Source organism: Paenibacillus sp. 1001270B_150601_E10, from assembly GCF_015558675.1.
GTDB lineage: Bacteria > Bacillota > Bacilli > Paenibacillales > Paenibacillaceae > Paenibacillus_B.
Map to the genome: position 1 here is coordinate 900,076 of NZ_JADMOL010000001.1, position 17,588 is coordinate 917,663.

At 44.0% G+C, this 17,588-nt stretch carries 16 protein-coding genes; 1 reads left to right on the forward strand and 15 read right to left on the reverse strand.

The annotated features are described in order from the left end of the window. Positions 1-22: 22 nt before the first annotated feature. Positions 23-1,321 carry an NADP-dependent isocitrate dehydrogenase gene (icd, locus tag I2H74_RS04125; RefSeq protein WP_195571859.1) on the reverse strand — a complete coding sequence of 433 codons (1,299 nt, stop codon included), beginning with the start codon at positions 1,319-1,321 and terminating at the stop codon, positions 23-25. Between the two features lie 158 nt (positions 1,322-1,479). Further along, positions 1,480-2,592 carry a citrate synthase gene (citZ, locus tag I2H74_RS04130; RefSeq protein WP_195571861.1) on the reverse strand — a complete coding sequence of 371 codons (1,113 nt, stop codon included), beginning with the start codon at positions 2,590-2,592 and terminating at the stop codon, positions 1,480-1,482. Positions 2,593-3,041: 449 nt separating this feature from the next. Here citZ and ytvI point away from each other — a divergent pair, with 449 nt between their 5' ends. Beyond that, the gene (ytvI, locus tag I2H74_RS04135) at positions 3,042-4,157 is read left to right on the forward strand and encodes a sporulation integral membrane protein YtvI (protein ID WP_195571863.1); all 1,116 of its coding nucleotides are present in this window, start codon (positions 3,042-3,044) and stop codon (positions 4,155-4,157) included. A gap of 130 nt (positions 4,158-4,287) precedes the next feature. On the opposite strand, the gene I2H74_RS04140 is transcribed toward ytvI, so the two are convergent. From I2H74_RS04140 to I2H74_RS04200, 13 genes are all read right to left on the reverse strand, one after another. Beyond that, the gene (locus I2H74_RS04140; protein WP_195571865.1) at positions 4,288-4,686 is read right to left on the reverse strand and encodes an FxsA family protein; all 399 of its coding nucleotides are present in this window, start codon (positions 4,684-4,686) and stop codon (positions 4,288-4,290) included. Positions 4,687-4,711: 25 nt separating this feature from the next. Beyond that, the gene (locus I2H74_RS04145; protein WP_195571866.1) at positions 4,712-5,212 is read right to left on the reverse strand and encodes an acyl-CoA thioesterase; all 501 of its coding nucleotides are present in this window, start codon (positions 5,210-5,212) and stop codon (positions 4,712-4,714) included. A gap of 148 nt (positions 5,213-5,360) precedes the next feature. Further along, a complete protein-coding gene (gene pyk, locus I2H74_RS04150; RefSeq protein ID WP_195571868.1) occupies positions 5,361-6,788 on the reverse strand; it encodes a pyruvate kinase in 1,428 nt (475 codons plus the stop codon). Between the two features lie 167 nt (positions 6,789-6,955). Then, on the reverse strand, positions 6,956-7,909 hold the full coding sequence (locus tag I2H74_RS04155) for an acetyl-CoA carboxylase carboxyltransferase subunit alpha (RefSeq protein WP_195571870.1): 954 nt from the start codon (positions 7,907-7,909) through the stop codon (positions 6,956-6,958). Beyond that, on the reverse strand, positions 7,899-8,783 hold the full coding sequence (gene accD / locus I2H74_RS04160) for an acetyl-CoA carboxylase, carboxyltransferase subunit beta (RefSeq protein ID WP_195571872.1): 885 nt from the start codon (positions 8,781-8,783) through the stop codon (positions 7,899-7,901). The genes I2H74_RS04155 and accD overlap by 11 nt, the downstream gene beginning before the upstream one ends. A gap of 136 nt (positions 8,784-8,919) precedes the next feature. Continuing rightward, entirely contained in the window at positions 8,920-9,108 is a 189-nt protein-coding gene (locus I2H74_RS04165) for a glutamate decarboxylase (RefSeq protein WP_085496570.1), read from the reverse strand. A gap of 160 nt (positions 9,109-9,268) precedes the next feature. Then, positions 9,269-9,772: a phosphatidylglycerophosphatase A gene (locus I2H74_RS04170; protein WP_195571874.1), complete on the reverse strand. Its 504-nt coding sequence runs from the start codon at positions 9,770-9,772 to the stop codon at positions 9,269-9,271. A 257-nt stretch (positions 9,773-10,029) separates the two neighbouring features. Next, on the reverse strand, positions 10,030-10,902 hold the full coding sequence (locus I2H74_RS04175; RefSeq protein WP_195571876.1) for a carbohydrate ABC transporter permease: 873 nt from the start codon (positions 10,900-10,902) through the stop codon (positions 10,030-10,032). A gap of 21 nt (positions 10,903-10,923) precedes the next feature. Further along, positions 10,924-11,781, reverse strand: coding sequence for a carbohydrate ABC transporter permease (locus I2H74_RS04180; RefSeq protein ID WP_195571878.1), 858 nt, complete (start codon positions 11,779-11,781; stop codon positions 10,924-10,926). A 113-nt stretch (positions 11,782-11,894) separates the two neighbouring features. Beyond that, positions 11,895-13,214 (reverse strand): ABC transporter substrate-binding protein, encoded by a 1,320-nt coding sequence (locus tag I2H74_RS04185; protein ID WP_195571880.1) that lies wholly within the window; start codon positions 13,212-13,214, stop codon positions 11,895-11,897. A gap of 799 nt (positions 13,215-14,013) precedes the next feature. Beyond that, positions 14,014-14,808, reverse strand: a complete 795-nt coding sequence (locus I2H74_RS04190) for a sugar phosphate isomerase/epimerase family protein (protein WP_195571882.1) — start codon at positions 14,806-14,808, stop codon at positions 14,014-14,016. A gap of 221 nt (positions 14,809-15,029) precedes the next feature. After that, complete coding sequence (locus I2H74_RS04195; protein WP_195571884.1) at positions 15,030-16,154, reverse strand: DUF4261 domain-containing protein; 1,125 nt, start codon at positions 16,152-16,154, stop codon at positions 15,030-15,032. 1,135 nt (positions 16,155-17,289) lie between these two features. Then, a complete protein-coding gene (locus I2H74_RS04200; RefSeq protein WP_195571886.1) occupies positions 17,290-17,550 on the reverse strand; it encodes an S-layer homology domain-containing protein in 261 nt (86 codons plus the stop codon). Between the last annotated feature and the right edge of the window lie 38 nt (positions 17,551-17,588).

A 17,588-nucleotide genomic window follows, 5' to 3' on the forward strand; every position in this document is an offset into this window, starting at 1 on the left:
TGTAACATCTCCTTAGCTTATATTAGCTTAGATGCTTAATAATCTCATCTGCGAATTGAGAGCACTTCAATTCCGTTGCGCCTTCCATCAGACGAGCGAAGTCGTAAGTTACAGTCTTATTGTTGATCGCCGCTTCCATACCGTTGTAAATGAGGTCAGCAGCTTCCTGCCAGCCAAGATGCTCAAGCATCATAACGCCGGACAAGATGACAGAACCCGGGTTCACAACGTCTTTGTCCGCATACTTCGGTGCAGTACCGTGAGTTGCTTCAAAGATTGCATGACCTGTAATGTAGTTGATGTTTGCACCAGGCGCAATACCGATACCGCCTACTTGAGCAGCAAGAGCATCGGACAAGTAGTCACCATTCAGGTTCAATGTAGCAATGACATCGAAGTCTGTAGGACGTGTCAATACTTGTTGAAGTGCGATATCAGCGATCGCATCCTTAATGAGAATCTTGCCGCTAGCAAGCGCTTCTGCTTGAGCACGATCTGCTGCCTCTTGACCTTCTGCATCCTTAATGCGGTCATATTGACCCCATGTGAAGGTTTCGTTCGGGAACTCTTGCTCCGCAACTTCGTAGCCCCAGTTTTTGAACGCGCCTTCTGTGAACTTCATAATGTTGCCTTTATGAACAAGCGTAACGCTCTTACGGTTATGTTTGATTGCGTATTCGATCGCTGCACGCACAAGACGCTTCGAGCCTTCAGAGGAAACCGGTTTAATTCCGATACCAGACGTTTCAGGGAAGCGAATCTTCTTCACGCCCATCTCCTGCTGCAAGAACTCAAGCACTTTCTTCACTTCTTCAGAGCCGGATTGATACTCGATACCTGCATAGATATCCTCTGTATTCTCACGGAAGATAACCATATCTACAAGCTCCGGACGCTTCACTGGAGATGGCACTCCATCGAAATAGCGTACAGGACGCAAGCACACATACAGGTCCAGCTCTTGACGAAGAGCTACGTTCAAGGAGCGGATACCGCCACCGATTGGTGTTGTCAATGGGCCTTTAATCGCAACGATATATTCGCGAATAGCCTCTAATGTATCGTTTGGAAGCCATTCATTGAATGTGTTGTAGGCTTTTTCTCCAGCGAACACTTCATACCAGCTAAGCTTGCGCTCGCCATTGTACGCCTTCTCAACTGCCGCATCCAACACACGCTTCGAAGCACGCCAAATATCACGGCCAGTTCCGTCACCTTCAATAAAAGGAATGATCGGGTTAGTTGGCACCTGAAGCTTGCCGTCTTGAATCGTAATTTTCTCGCCCTCTGTTGGCGGGGAAATCTTTTCTAATTGAAGCATATGCAATGTCCTCCTAACAAATTAATTACTAGATATAAGTCAGTAATCCTAGCAGCAGCCGTCACGGACAAGCCTATGTAGGTGCTACTCTCCTATTGTAGCAACCTACTATTTCCAATGACAACCTTTTTTGAGAATTACGGAAACATCCTTAAGGTTTAACGTTCTTGAATTGGAACAAAAATCTGGCTTGCTGGACCGGTATATTCAGCACGAGGGCGAATAATGCGGTTGTTCTCATACTGCTCAAGAATATGAGCTGTCCAGCCGCTCATCCGACTAATTGCAAAGATAGGCGTAAAGAGATCGCGTGGAATGCCAAGCATGGTATACGTGGAGGCGGAGTAGAAGTCAACGTTTGGCTTAAGTCCTTTTTGACCTGTAACCAGCTCTTCAATACGAACGCTCATGTTGTACAATTCCGGATTGCCTTTTGCTTTGCCGAGCTCCTCAGACATCTTCATCAAATGCTTCGCGCGAGGATCGCCGTTCTTGTACACGCGGTGACCAAAGCCCATGATCTTCTCTTTCTGATCAAGCTTCGTTTGAATATAATCGTCCACTTGATCGTACGAACCGATCTCTTCAAGCATCACCATTACGGCTTCATTAGCTCCTCCATGAAGCGGTCCCTTCAACGTTCCGATCGCGGACGTAATTCCTGAGTAAATATCAGACAACGTCGCTACCGTTACACGAGCAGAGAATGTGGAAGCATTCAGTTCATGATCTGCATGCAGAACTAGTGCTTTATCCATAGCTTCAACAGAACTTGCTTCCGGCTCTTCGCCGTTTAGCATAAATAAAAAGTTATAAGCAATGGACTGCCCTTTAACGGGTTGGACGGGCTCCAGTCCTTGGCGAATTCGAGAATAGGCAGCAATGATCGTAGGTGTCTTCGCTTGAAGTTTAATGGCCTTCAACAGATTCGCTTCATGACTCATGTCATTCGCTGCATCATCATACAGCGCTAGTGCAGATACCGCAGTTCTAAGCATTGCCATTGTATTGGCATCTTTAGGGAACAGCTTCAGGGTGTCGATAATGGAAGATGGAAGCTCCGCATTCTCGCTGAGCTGAGACTTCAAACCTGCAAGCTCCGTCTCATTAGGAAGCTTACCGTTCCATAGCAGATAAATAATTTCTTCAAATGTAGCAAAGCTTGCTAGATCATCAATGTTATAACCACGGTATGTTAATACACCATCGATAATGGAGCTGATCGATGAGGTGGCCGCAACAATTCCTTCAAGACCCTTTGTTGCTGTCATCTGCCTCTCCCCTTTACACATGTGTTCTTTATTAAGCAAATCTGATGTATGCGCCTACAAGTTGTCACAATTCGATGAAAAGGAATGTTTTACAAAATAAATTGTAATGGAAATTGTCGTCAATGGGAACGAGTAATATGCAAAAAGTGGATAGAAATGCTTTATCACTGGCATAAATAAAATGATTTCAATCACAGTCCAGAGCAAAATAAACAAATATTTTCCAACTTATTCTCCATATATTTCAATAGAACCATGAATATTTATCAACATTTACGCACATTTAATCATTTGTGTGAACTTGCGCCACCTTACGTATTTCTCTTGAAACTTCACTAGAATTTGTGAAATGAAGACCATATTGGTACAGCCCCTTGCATATAATGAAGCATACTTGTCCGTGATCAAAGCGAAAGCTCTTGTTCATACCCTAAAGGGGGGGAATGTACTTGAATGCTGTAAAGTGGTCGAGAATCTCGCGCTGCCTGCTCATCCTATTCGTGACGATAGGCGTATTGGCAGGAATATATATTTTAGTTCCACTGCTCTATCCGTTTATACTGGCATGGCTGATCGCACTTATGATGAATCCGCTCGTAAATGGCATGCAGCATGTGCTGCGATTTCCAAGGTGGCTTAGTGTTACAGTTGCGCTAGGATTGTTCTTTTCCGCTATGCTTACGATTACAGCTGCTGCTATTACACGCATCGTCAAGGAAATCATCAGCCTCTCCTTCTCTATACAGGATTATTTGGATCAGTGGCGGGAGCTTTTTATACAGATTCTCCAAGGCGAAGAGGTGCAAAGCTTTATTCTCACGATCAACTCCTTATACTCCGACAATCCGAATTTGCAAGAGACGATCAACTCGAATATTTCAAGGACTGCTGAAACGGTCACCAATACAATAACGTCGCTCGTCAGCGGGCTATTGAATAGCATTGTACTGATCTTGTCCTCACTGCCAAATATCGCAACGATCACCGTGGTCGTGCTGCTCGCCGCTTTTTTTATCAGCAAGGATTGGAAGAGATGGCTTCAGCTCTTAAAAGATACTGTTCCAAAACGTATTCGAAAGCCGATCAAAAGCATCTGGGTTGATCTTCAAAAAGCAATGTTCGGTTACCTTCGCGCTCAGTTTATTCTCATCTCGATTACGGCAGTTGTCATCACGATCGGCTTAATGATTATTGGGATCGATTATGCCGTAACGATTGGGTTGCTTATTGGCATCGTGGATCTGCTCCCGTACTTGGGAGTGGGTGCGGTTATGGTTCCATGGATTGCTTACTGCTTTATTGCCGGAGATGTTTCTATAGGCATCGGCCTATCGATTCTTTATGGCATCGTGCTTGTAGCAAGACAGGTTATGGAGCCGAAGGTTCTCGCCTCAAGCGTAGGCCTTGATCCGCTGCTAACCCTAATCGCCATGTTTGTGGGACTCAAATTATTCGGCGTGTTGGGCCTTATTATCGGCCCAGTCTCTCTTGTAATGGGGGCTGCCATTCATCGTGCAAATATATGGGGAGATCTCCATCGCTATATTATCTATGGCAGGAGATAATGCCAAGCAAACTTGAAGTAGACATTCAGGATGATCCTTACAAGATGCAATAGAAAAAGACGGAGAAGGATCATACTCCTTGCTCCGTCTTTTCTATCTGTATTTCTTTCAAGCTGTGGTTTCCTTCAAACTAAAAACGGCGAAACGTAATGATTTTTCCATCCTTCATTTTCTTCTCGATCCATTTCAGAATAAAATGGCGGTACACCGGTCTCGTTAGGGGGAATACAAGCGTAAATCCAACGATATCCGTAAAAAATCCTGGAGAAAGGAGCAGTACCCCTCCTGCGAATATGCATATTCCATCGATAAATGCTCTACCCGGCACCTGACCTGACTGCATCTGGCTTTGTGCATCCCGAACGACTTGAGTCGTTTCGTGCCTAACGATAATCAAGCCAATCAAACTTGATAGAATGACAAAGAACAGTGTATTCCAGCCACCGATCCAATCACTCATCAAAATAAACCCATAAATCTCGATCGCCGGTACGATAGTAAGCAGCAAGAGTATCCAAATCATCTTCATCACTCCTTTCTTCCTTGCTAGATGCTTAGCTTGATGAGACCTGCTTCAATTGGCCCCATATGTCTGGTCGTTCTCGATCAAATCGCTTTGGCTTCCAATCTGATCCAACCCATGCCAGCGTTGTTTCGCCTTCTACGAGCGTCGAGCCGATTGGCTCAGCCACCCAGGAGGAAGCGAATGCTGCCTTTCTCTCTTCTTCGCTTACTTGAGTAACCATAGATTGAAACGTCATTCGGATTGGACTCAACTTCTTCAGTCTAGTAAAGACAATCACTTCATCATCATATCTGGCTGGGTGCTGATAACGAATGTTCAAATCAACCACAGGCAGCAATAAGCCTTGTTCCTCTAGCTGCTTATATGATATCCCAAGTGCTCTTATCCATTCTGTACGTCCAACTTCGAACCAGGTTACATAATTTCCGTGGAAAACGACGCCCATTCGATCCGTTTCCTGATATCTTACCCTCAAATGATGTCCATACCATGGGTTATGCAAGGATGGAGAGGTTGATGAGTTCTGCATGTCCAAGCTCCTTTCTATGCGATAATCCTTTCTTACCCCAAATAGACCTCTGTATATACAACAAGAGCAATGGTGAATCACCATTGCTCTTTCATAATCGTTATAAGCGATATAGGTTGAACCTCAAGGGCTCACTGCAATGCTACAATTAGTTGCAGCTTTTTCCTACAACGTCTACCTTAACAAGGTTAGTAGAGCCTGCGCAGCCTACAGGTACACCTGCTGTGATAACGACAACGTCACCATCGTTTACGCTGCCTGTTTGCTTGCCGCCTTTAATTGCAACTTCGAACATTTCGTCTGTCGAATTCGCTTGTTCGCCTTTAACTGGAACTACGCCCCAAGTAAGAGACAATCCACGCATTACATCTTCGGAAGCCGTAACCGCGATGATTGGAGCCTTTGGACGGTACTTCGCTACCATACGAGCCGTATAGCCTGTTTGTGTGGAGCTGATGATTGCTTTCGCATCAAGATCCAACGCTGTATTTGCAACAGCTTGGCTGATTGCGTCTGTAACTGTTGTTTGCTGCTTCAAGCTTTGCTTGGTGAAGATCTCACGATATTCAAGCGCAGACTCTGTGCGCTCTGCAATGCGAGACATTGTCAATACGGATTCAACTGGGTATTTACCAGCAGCTGTTTCGCCGGACAGCATGATTGCATCTGTTCCGTCAAAGATCGCATTCGCAACGTCACTTGCCTCTGCACGAGTTGGACGTGGGTTGCGCTGCATGGAATCCAGCATTTGAGTAGCCGTGATAACAGGTTTACCAACCAAGTTGCATTTTTCAATCATCAATTTTTGAGCAAGAGGTACTTCTTCAGCAGGAATTTCTACGCCGAGGTCACCACGTGCTACCATCAAGCCGTCAGATACTTCAAGGATGGAATCCAAGTTGTCAACGCCTTCTTGGTTCTCGATCTTGGAAATGATTTGGATCTTCGCATTGTGCTCTTCAAGAAGCTTGCGAATCTCAAGCACGTCGCTTGCCTTACGAACGAAGGAAGCAGCGATAAAATCAACGCCCTGCTCGATACCAAAGCGGATATCATTAGCATCTTTTTCAGTGATACCTGGCAAGGAGATGCTTACGCCTGGAACGTTTACACCCTTCTTGCTCTTAATTGTGCCACCGTTTACAATTTTACACTTGATCTCAGTTCCTTGAATCTCAACAACAGTCAAACCAATCAAACCATCATCGATCAAAATTGTAGATCCAACTTGAACATCGCTCGGTAACTCTCTATATGTAACCGAAATGCGGTCTTTATCACCAAGAATTTCTTCAGTCGTCAATGTGATGAACTCATCTTGAACAAGTTCGATCGGCTCAACAGCTAATTTGCCTGTACGAATTTCTGGGCCTTTTGTATCAAGCAGGATCGCAACTGTCTTGTTCAATTCAGTTGCAGCTTGACGAATGTTAGTGATGCGTGCGCCATGCTCTTCATAATCACCATGAGAGAAGTTCAGACGGGCAACGTTCATTCCAGCCGTGATCAGCTGCTTCAATTTCTCTAAGGATTCACTAGCTGGTCCAATAGTACAAACAATCTTCGTTTTACGCATTTACGGTTTCCTCCAATTGTGAGCTCTCTAGTATCTCTAAAACGGAACATACGCAATCGTTCTCATTAAAATAATTTACTATAGACGGTTTCATTTGTATATGAATATCGTCATATTATAAAGTTTTTCCAGCTTTTCAGCGGATTATGACTCCACTTCCAGTTAATTTATTCTTGAAATTGACCAATTTGTCTAAATTTGTTATAGCGGTCCTCACGCAGCTCGTCTGCAGTCATCGTCACAAGCTCCGACAGATGCTTAATCAACGCTTCCTTCAGAAGGACCGCTGTTGCCTCAACATCCTTATGCGCACCGCCTTGAGGCTCAGGAATAATGTCCTCAATGATCTTCATCTCAAGCAAATCTTTTGCTGTGATCTTCATCGCTTCAGCAGCTTGATCCGCTTTGGACGCATCCTTCCACAAGATGGAAGCTGCGCCGTTAGGCGAGATGACGGAGTAAATCGCATTTTCAAGCATAAGAACACGGTTACCGACTCCTAGCGCCAGTGCTCCTCCACTGCCGCCTTCTCCGATCACAACGCAAATAACAGGCACCTTAAGCATCGCCATGTCCCGAAGATTACGGGCAATCGCCTCAGCTTGTCCTCTTTGCTCTGCTGTATTCCCCGGATAAGCCCCCTTCGTATCGATCAAGGTAATGATCGGACGATTGAACTTATCGGCTTGATTCATGAAACGAAGCGCTTTACGGAAGCCCTCAGGGTGAGGACTGCCGAAGAAACGCGCAATATTATCCTTCGTATCTTTGCCGCGCTGATGACCAATAACGGTCACCGGAATTCCGTTTAGACGCGCAATCCCTCCTACGATAGCGAGATCGTCTCCAAACAGACGATCTCCGTGGAGCTCAACAAAGTCCGTGAAGATATGCGGTATGAAATCCAATGTCGTCGGACGCTGATGATGTCTAGCAAGATGCATTTTCTGCGATGGACTGATATTGGTATATATCTCTTGTTCAAGCTTTTTGTAGCGTTCCTCTAAGCGAGCAATCTCCTCAGAAAAGTCAATTCCCTTCTCTGCGCCAAATCGCTTCAGCTCGTCAATCTTCTGCCTAAGCTCTGATAAAGGCTGCTCATAAGGTAGCTCATTCTGCATGGGTCACCTCTCCTTTCACCGTGTGCAGATCGATCAGCTTCGCAAGCGTTTGTTTCATATCCTTGCGATGCACAACCAGATCAATCTGACCATGCTTCAGGTTGAATTCCGCAGTCTGGAATTCATCCGGCAGCTTCTGACGAATGGTTTGCTCGATTACACGGCGTCCTGCAAAGCCTACAACGGCTCCAGGCTCAGCGAGAATAATATCGCCTAGCATCGTAAAGCTGGCTGTAATGCCGCCAAACGTAGGGTCTGTAATGACAGAGACATACAAGCCCCCACTCTCGTGAAACTTGCCAAGCGCCGCACTCGTCTTCGCCATCTGCATCAAGCTAAGAATACTTTCTTGCATTCTCGCACCGCCAGATGTGGAAAAGATGATGAGCGGATAATTTTTTTGCATCGCCATTTCAATAGCGCGTGTTACTTTTTCCCCTACAACAGAACCCATGCTGCCTGTAAAGAAGTCAGCACTCATAACAGCGATAACGACTGGGAAGCCGCCAATTGTACCTTCACCTGTAATAACGGCTTCATTCAAGCCGGACTTCTCATGCTGCTGCTTCAGCTTCTCAGCATAGCCAGGGAATTCAAGCGGATCTGTCGACACCATCTCGCTGTCGTACTCAAAGAAGCGTCCATCGTCTAGCGTCATGCTGATTCTCTCGAATGCATTAAGACGCATATGATGATCACACTCGGAGCACACCTTCAGGTTCTTCTCTAGTTCCTTAAAATACTGAATATTTCCGCATTTCGGACATTTGTTCATGATACCCTCAGGTATCTCTCGCTTAGGACGATTATGATTATCACGCACGGATGGAACCGTGGCATACTTTTTCTTTTTTTGGAACAAGTCTTTGAACACCCGTTACACCTCTCAGAGCGTGATATGTAGTTCTGATGCAGCAGCTTCCTCCTGCACCAGTAACTAACTGTATGTCCTACACCCGGACAACAAAAAGCGGCTGTCTGAACAAGCTTCTGTTCAACAAGCAGCCGTATTACGCATGCAAAATCGAATTAAGAACTTCCTGCACTTCTTCAACTTCCCCGGAAGGCACAAGCACCTCAAATTGCTGCTTTGACTGATGAATCGCACGCATGCGCACCAGGAAACCTTCTTCCGTCAGTCTGGCAAGAATCATATCTGCGATTTTGGCAGTCGGTGCGATGTAGATAACTGTCCACATTCGCGTGTGACCCCCCTAACGATCCTTCAAAAGCTCATGTATAATGCCATTATGATAACATAATTTACAATTTAACCGCAACTAAGGATACACGAATGTTACCCCCGATTTACGTTAAAAATATATGTGTATACTGCCTGTCATCGTCAAAAACGGCGCATTATGGAATCAGACGATCATACGAAGGATAAATGTTGGCATTCTCATTCTGATGAGCAATGCGCGAAGAGGCTGCTGCCGCGATTCCTGCCACTAGATCATCTAAAAAGACATGCACATGGCTTTTGCTGTTATTAAGACCTTTTAACACACCAATTTTCGTTTTGTCCAAATATCCAAAGCTCGTCAGGCCGATCATACCATACATGCTTGTTATGCCTAGGGCAAGCGTCTCATCCACGCCGTACAAGGACTCGTCACTTGCAAGCATCGATTGAAGCGGCTCCGGCAGCTGCTTGCGCTCTGCCAGCACGTCCAGTGCAATCCCCGTCATTAACGTGTACTGCACTTCTCGCTTCCTAAGCACAGCCTTCACACTTTCCAAGCAATGATCTATCTGCAAAACATCATTATAGGGCTTTTGCAGATCATAGACAATCTCGGCGATCGATTCTAACGTTACCCCTCGCTGTTCCAACCATTGTGTTGCTGCATCATAAGTCATGATACGACCTCCTTCTCTGGCACTCCTATAGGGTAGTTCTTATGTGTATGCGCCATATGAAGGATTGGTGACAGCTTCTGTTGCGATATACAAATTTAACAATTTTTTGTAATGAGAGTGGAGATGAAATGAGTATTTCATTAAATTTTCTGCAGACAGACAAGGACGCCTAATCTGCTGGTGGTCAGAAGAGGCGCCTCATCTAGGGATTATGCTGTTACAATGTCCATCTCGTAAGCAGGAATGAAATGGACTTGTTATCCTTTTATTGCTCCTTCTGTCAGACCCTTTTCAATATACTTGGATATGAACAGATAAACGAGCAATACGGGAATAACCGTTAGGGATACCGCTGTTGCCATTAAGCCGAAGTCAGTACCATACTGGGAGCTGATCTCATTAAGCAAGGCAACAATCGGGCGTACGTTCTCCTTGTTTACGAAGATAAGCGCAGAGAACAGGTCATTGTACGACCACAAGAATACGAAGATACTTGCGGAAGCGAATACAGGCTGGGAAATTGGCAGGAATACTTTCGTAAACATCTGCCAGCGGTTGCATCCATCAATAAATGATGCTTCCTCGAGTTCCTTAGGAATCGTCGCCATATAGCCTGCTATAATCAGCGTTGCAAATGTCAGGTTACCTGCTGTCTGTGGCAAGATAAGGCCCAAGTAAGTGTTAACCAGCTTGGAATGGATCAAAATCTCATAGACAGGCACGACCGTTGCAAACGCAGGAATCAACAACGTAGCATACAAAATCGAGTAGATGGTTCTTTTGCCACGGAATTGGAATCTGGATAAAACATAAGCTGCTAGTCCGCCAAATAGCAAAACTAGAAACACGGTACTAAAGGACATAATCAAACTATTCAAATAACTCTTGCCGATGTCCATGCGATCGAATGCATTCGCATAGTTCGTCATGACAGGACTCCATGCAAGCGCAAAGGAATCATTCATGACGTCACGGGACATCTTGAAGGAGTTATTGACAATCCAGAATAAAGGATAGATTGTTGTTAAGGCCCACGCAATCAACACAACATGCATCAAGGTGGTGCCTAAACTAAACCGTCCTGATTTCACTCGCAAAGTTTTATGTGCAACGACTTTGGTTGGCTCCATCACTGTACACCCCTAAAATGCTTAGTATGTTATCTCGTCTCTCTTCAACAATCGGTTGGCCAGAAGGGCCAATATAACACCAAAGACCACCATATATATCGCTATCGCAGATCCATAACCGAAGTTCTGATCCACCATTGCTTTCTTATACATATACGTTCCAAGTACCTCTGTGCCATTCTGACCTTTGGTAATGACCCAAATGAATTCAAATACTTTCAGAGTACCTGTAATAGCCAACGTAATAACGACCTTGATATCACTCATTATCAAAGGAATGGTAAGCAAGAAGGTTTTCTTGACTCCTGTAATCCCCTCAAGCTTCGCTGCCTCGTAATAGTCCGAAGGAATCTTAGACATCGCGGTAAGGAAAAGAACAAAGTAGAATCCGACATAGTGCCATACCGTTGGGATCGCTACTGCTCTTAATGCATTGCTTTCATCTAGCCATAGGATCTTCTCAATACCGAAGCCTGCTAGCAAATTATTCAGCAATCCGAAATTGTAGTTGTAAACAAGTACGAATAGCAATGAAATGGCTGTACCGGAAATAACGACTGGGAAGAAAAATACTGTTCGATAGAAAGCTTTAAACTTGCTAATGTTGTCTACTAGCACCGCTAGCAGCAAGGCAATACCTACTTGGAATACAATAACGTAGAGCATAATTTCCAATGTGTGCAGCGTTGCCGCACCTAGCAATTCGTCTGTAAACAGCCGCTTGTAGTTATCCCAGCCAATAAACTTTTTGTCGAAAAATCCTGTTGTTCTAAAAAAGCTGAGATAAATACTTTTGAAGAACGGATAGTATAGAAAGACCGACATGAACACCGCTGCTGGTAGCAAGAACGTGAAGATATATTTGCGGTCACCCTTCATAATTAATCACCTTTGATGGTTATTTTTTACTGCATTCATCTCCAAATGACTACGCCGCCCGAGTATCAGAGGGCGGCGTGCGTCAGATATAATTCAACCGTTGCTAACAAAAATTACTTTTTGTTAGCATCCTCTGTCTTCTTCGCCTCTTCGATAGCCGCTGTAGGTGTTTTCTTACCTGTTACAACCGGTTGAACGCTTGCACGAAGGTTAGAGAACGTTTCTTGAGATACTTTGCTGTCTACAGGAGAGCTGATGGAAGCTGCTTTAGCCGCCATAGCAAATCCGTCAAGAGCAACTTGAGCCAAGCCAGTCACTTCAACGTCTGCTGCAGGTGTACCGCCATTAGCTGTTGCAATTTTTTGAATGCTTTCTGGAGAAGTCATGAATTTCAACAATTCAATCGTAATATCTTTCTTCGCTGCATCGTCATAAGTTGCTTTGGACAAGTAGAAACCTGTACCGAAACCACCTACGATATCATTACCGCTACCTGCACCGCCTGGTACTGCAGGGAATGGAATAACTGTTGAGTTGTCGCGAGCCTCGTCGCTCCAACCGCCGATTGCCCAAGACCCTTCAAGAGTCATAGCTGCAAGGCCTTCGCTGTAATAGTTTCCAGCCATGCTAAGGTCGATTGTTGCTGCATCTTTAGGGAATGCGCCAAGATCATACAATTCTTTCATAGCGGCAAAGCCTTTTTCCCAGTTTGGATCAACGCCATCGATCAAGCCTTTTGCTTGGCTCTCAGGGCCAGCTGCGGAAAGGATCGCATGCTCGATCAAGTAGTGGGATTGGTCAAATGGAACAGAAAGTGGGATGATGCCTTTAGCTGACAAAGTGGAAACTGCCTTTTTCATCTTTTCCCAGTCTGTTGGAAGCTCCAAGCCATTTTCTTCGAAAATCTTCTTATTTACGAATAAGCCTTCGTAGAAACCTGTCAATGGTGCAGCATAGATATTGCCGTCTTTTTGTCTAGCAAGCTCAAGCGCACTTGGAATAAATCCATTTTTCCACTCAGGATTGTCATCAAGAATTTGGTTCAGCGGAACAACTTTGCCTGCGTTAACAAATCCTTCTGCGTCAGCACCGATGAAGTAGAACAACAGGTCCGGCTCGTTGCCGCTGTTCATATCTGTGTTAACCTTTGTTCTGAAACCGTCATCATTTGCAGACATGGTATCGTTTTCAATTGTAACGTGCGGATTTTGTTTCACGAATTCATCCAAGACACCTTGGAATGCTTCACGAGCTGCGTCAGTACCACCGAATGTGGAGAATACGCGAAGCTTTACAGGATCTTTAGTAGGTGCTTCAGTGCCTGTCTCTGTCTTTTCACCTTCTGCTGCAGGAGTATTGTTGCTTCCGCATGCTGCTAAGAACATGGAGAACAACAACATGATGCTAACAAGTAGTAATGAAGATTTTTTCATTTTCTAATTACCCCCTGGCTCTTTTTTCAAGTTGTGTTGCTTGTTTCTTGACCTACTTTCAGTCTATTTCACCCGGTAGTCCATTTAAAGGATACATTCCTCTGATGAGGGGAGAAATTCTTCTACTGGTACATTTATGTGCAGCAATCAACATATGGAAATTACACTCTTGTAAAATGGAAAAAGCCGCTGGTTATTGCGGTTGTCCCTTTCTGACAAACACTCACAAGTCAATAAGGAGTTCGGATATTGAAATAAAGAATAGGGATAAAAATATCTAACTCGGTCACCAAAACGACGATCAGCATAAGAAGGGATAAAAGAGTTCAATAGGCAGGCATTAATAGGGAATCATGAATGGATTCGAGGGGGAAAACTGCACTTTTATCATGTAAATAAATAGCACTTTTTCAGTGAAAAATCCCCCTTTTCCAACCGTTTTTCCCATGCCAGGCTGCAGAGCTGCAAGCAAAGCCAAGAGCCCAAGGAAACAGCTGTGGTTTTAGCTGGCTGCTTGGGCTTTAATGAATGATATGGTTATTGATTTTACAGTAGAAGTGTCATTTTACTATAAAAATATATATTCACAAAATTAGGTATTATTATTTACAGATACCCATAACTAGATAAGTTGGAGGTGCTTTAATCCGTTCTGACTTACTGGTTTTATAGTTGAATAATGTTTCTCATCATCAAAAATTAGTACTGCAACAAGTGGGCCGTTCTGGTGATATAGATTTAAGGGAAGTGAAAGTGGGTGGATAGCACTTAGAGTTTTAGCAACTGACACATCTAAATCCTATATAAACTCATTACTGAGTTTCAATGCTTCCAGCCTTTTTGCTCGCTCAAAAGCTTTGTGTAAAAACTCTTTCGCCGACAAATCCTCATAATCCCAATTCATGGCCTCTATTGCAACCGCGCCTGTATAACCGGTTTCCGCAATTTTTTCCATGGTTGTAGACCAATCAGTCGTGCCGTCGAAGGGTAATCCGTGCTGAGCATAACTTCCGTTATTATCATGTAAATGTAAAGCCATCAGCCGAGAACCGTAGATAGATAATAAATCATGGTCTGGGCAATGATTATAGTGATGTCCACTGTCATAGCAAAATCCGATACGTAGAGAATCCACTTGTTCCAGCACATATGCCAAATTGGAAAGGTTCCATAAGTTCTCCATCGCAACATTGACACCAAGTTGTTCAGCCTTTTCAGTGATTCTCTTAATTCGATCCAATCCTAATGTGTTAATTGGATTGTCTTCATTAGGTAAGTGCACCACCATTGTCGGGATCTCAAATGCGGCGCAGTCTGCAACACATTGCAAATAGCAATCCGTTACGGCTTCACCGTCCAAATTGTCAAGCCAAAGACTGTTCTCATTATGGACAGGTGTATGGATATTTTCTATATAAAGCCCTGATTCACGCGCAATTTGCGGTCCTCTACGGTAATCGTTTCCACCAAAGCAGTCACGACCAAAGCCATCACTCCACCATAATAATACGCCATCAAATCCTGCTTCTTTAATTAACTGATAACGTTCCTTATTCGGTATTTGATAGCCAAACCAATCATAAATGGTAATCATAGGTCTCTTCCTTTCATGATTTATGTATACAAACACCTCTCCATATTAGAACGTACGTTCCTGAATGTAAATGCTATTTTTAATACTATATTTTTCAGTCTAATGGTTTATTTTCTATGAACAATAGAAGCCTTCAAGAAAGACATAGCAGTGTGATATATAAAAAAAGCACGCCATATCGAAGACTTGGCGTGCTTTGTTGGAAAGTCAATTCATTTGATTCAGTACTCGATTTTAAGGGTGTCATCAGGAAGATACACGCCCTCGGAGCGGGTAATCGAAAGCTTCTGTTCCGCAGAGAAGCCGATGGTTTCCCCGTCCCTTAACGTGACGTCCTGCTCTACGATGTATAAAGCAATGTCCATCAGGAATTCACGGAGCTCAACAGGAGTCACCTGGCTGTTCAACACCTCGATCTCGTCCTTGCCGAAGGCTCTGAGCCCATAGGTATATCCGCTGATTCCCGTTTCGGTACCAACTAGACCAAAATATACGAGATTCAACAGGGGAAACAGATCCTCGGTCTTCATCGTCTCGGCCATATCGATAAAGAACTCAGGCTGAAATACAGTGCCGGACGAGTAGAGCCCGATGGCATTCGGCAGCTTAAGACAGCTGGCCGCCAGTTTGGTGTACACTTGACCACTATCCAGCGAAGATGCGGAGCGCTTAAACACGGCCAGAATAAGCTGAGCGACATGGGTTTGGGTGACCTCGGCAGCCTCGGGCCACAGATAGTTGCCTTGGGCAAAATGCTCGGCCTCGCCATCCGGCACCGGGGCATTGATGAAGCTGACTGCAATCATGCAACCCTCCGCCTCAAAGACCAGCGTCCCGTCCTTCTCCTCTTCGGCGCTGCCGTCTTCTGGGGAGCATGAGATGCCCCAATCCTGCAGAAGATTGGCTTTTATCAGCTCCAGGTCGCATTCGGGCGAGTTCAGTAGCACGAAGCCGTTGAATATGCCCGATGACGTTTCAATGTCTGCCGCGTTATGCTCTGGATCCTCCGCCGATTCATACTGCGCTGCCTGCTGCATCCAATACTCCCGGATCATATTGACCATAGATATGGCTTCCTCCTCCGCGGTGGCAGGATGATAAGGCTGCATCTCACTAAATACATGACCGCAATGCTCGGTGTCCGAGGCATGTTCATAACCGCCGCACACGCCAACCAGCCATTTACCAAGCATGGTCTTCTTATATTTGAATATGTAATAATGCATGTCATGGAGATTGAATTCTCCGGCTAATTCGATTTTGCTGGGCTTATGTCCAAGCTCTTGTTCATTTGCCAGCCATTCAATCATGGCTCTCTTGGCTGCTTGCTGCTGGACTGTCGTCATGTATTTCTCTCCTCAAATAAGTGTGATACATTAATGGTTATATTTTACAATCTATTGAATAGTTCAGCAATAGATAGAGAGCGCTAGTTTATGACTAAAAGATGGTTTGACAAATCGTAAATTATTCATATATCCTCTTTAGCCAATTCGTATTTTTTCAATCACAACCGAATAGTCATACGAAACGACAAGAATCGTGGCAGAGAAGTCCTCCAGCGCTACTTCGAGCGCTTCACGGGAATTGCAACAAGGCTCAAAGCATTGTTAAGCTTCATTAAAAAGCTTCTATTTGCATTAAACCTCTAATCCTGCAAAATAGAATTGTTATAATGATCGTATGGAATAGATTTACATTTAGAATTTTTGTGTATTATGAGGCAGTTAGGAAAATTTGTTGCAAGGGAGCTGCTCTTATGAGTCTTTCTATTTTAGCTCTAATAATTGTAGGGGTTATTTTCGTTTATGCTGTTGCGTTTACACTTGTAATTATGGTTTGCGGTAAGAAATCCAAGGATAAAAATAGCGGTTTTTACTTAAAAAAAGGACCTAATCCCTTGGGAATAATCCGATACTAAAGATAAATTCAAGGAAATAATTAAATCCAACAAATAGTAGACATATACCAATAACTACAACTATTGGACCACCAATGTACAACAGTTTGTTTTTCTTTTTAATACCAAAAACCAGGAAAAATATCGAAGCTACAATACCAACAATAACCATAGATATCTTCAAAAAGTATGCCAATGCACACACATATTGCCACTATATATCCGAATATTACTGCCTATCCTGCAGATCCGTCCATTTAATCCCCTCACTCGAGAAAAATGAATTATTGGTTTATATGTAGACTCTACTTCCTGAAACATAATCACCATTTCTACTATATAAAAGGCTTCTGTATCCGATTATATATGAAGCTTCGACACCTATGATTTGACTTGCCAGTATATCTACCTCCTTCTACGTCATCTGCCTAAGTTGCTTACGTGTATACGAAAAATTGTCTTCAAAATAAACCACTTTGATTAGTAACCGATAAATGACTGCAGCTGCTTCTGCACATGTCAGATGAATGTGGCTTTAGTTCGCCATACAGATAACCCTGGAGTAATCCCGCTTCGATTCCCTAGGAGACACTTGCTTTGGCCCAGCCAGAGATATGTCCTACATCGGTAAGTGACATATCCCTTTGTTTCCAGTCCAATTGTCCAAAATACTTTGTTGCAGTATTAAGCAGTATTATTATCGATTGCTCACGAGTAATATTATCCTTTGGTCTGAATTGAGTTTGGCTAAAACCTTCAGCTATTTCCTTCTCATAAACCACCTGTAACTCTTCTCGATACCAACCATCGATATCCTTGAATAAGACATCAAGCTTATTCATGGAATCCGCATCCGTTTGAACAGCTCGAGAAAGGATAT

Coding starts and splice junctions, on each gene's coding strand:
- icd (WP_195571859.1), bottom strand. CDS start 1,321: ATGCTTCAATTAGAAAAGATTTCCCCGCCAACAGAGGGCGAGAAAATT.
- citZ (WP_195571861.1), bottom strand. CDS start 2,592: ATGACAGCAACAAAGGGTCTTGAAGGAATTGTTGCGGCCACCTCATCG.
- I2H74_RS04140 (WP_195571865.1), bottom strand. CDS start 4,686: ATGAAGATGATTTGGATACTCTTGCTGCTTACTATCGTACCGGCGATC.
- I2H74_RS04145 (WP_195571866.1), bottom strand. CDS start 5,212: ATGCAGAACTCATCAACCTCTCCATCCTTGCATAACCCATGGTATGGA.
- pyk (WP_195571868.1), bottom strand. CDS start 6,788: ATGCGTAAAACGAAGATTGTTTGTACTATTGGACCAGCTAGTGAATCC.
- I2H74_RS04155 (WP_195571870.1), bottom strand. CDS start 7,909: ATGCAGAATGAGCTACCTTATGAGCAGCCTTTATCAGAGCTTAGGCAG.
- I2H74_RS04165 (WP_085496570.1), bottom strand. CDS start 9,108: ATGTGGACAGTTATCTACATCGCACCGACTGCCAAAATCGCAGATATG.
- I2H74_RS04170 (WP_195571874.1), bottom strand. CDS start 9,772: ATGACTTATGATGCAGCAACACAATGGTTGGAACAGCGAGGGGTAACG.
- I2H74_RS04175 (WP_195571876.1), bottom strand. CDS start 10,902: ATGGAGCCAACCAAAGTCGTTGCACATAAAACTTTGCGAGTGAAATCA.
- I2H74_RS04180 (WP_195571878.1), bottom strand. CDS start 11,781: ATGAAGGGTGACCGCAAATATATCTTCACGTTCTTGCTACCAGCAGCG.
- I2H74_RS04185 (WP_195571880.1), bottom strand. CDS start 13,214: ATGAAAAAATCTTCATTACTACTTGTTAGCATCATGTTGTTGTTCTCC.
- I2H74_RS04190 (WP_195571882.1), bottom strand. CDS start 14,808: ATGATTACCATTTATGATTGGTTTGGCTATCAAATACCGAATAAGGAA.
- I2H74_RS04195 (WP_195571884.1), bottom strand. CDS start 16,154: ATGACGACAGTCCAGCAGCAAGCAGCCAAGAGAGCCATGATTGAATGG.
- I2H74_RS04200 (WP_195571886.1), bottom strand. CDS start 17,550: ATGAATAAGCTTGATGTCTTATTCAAGGATATCGATGGTTGGTATCGA.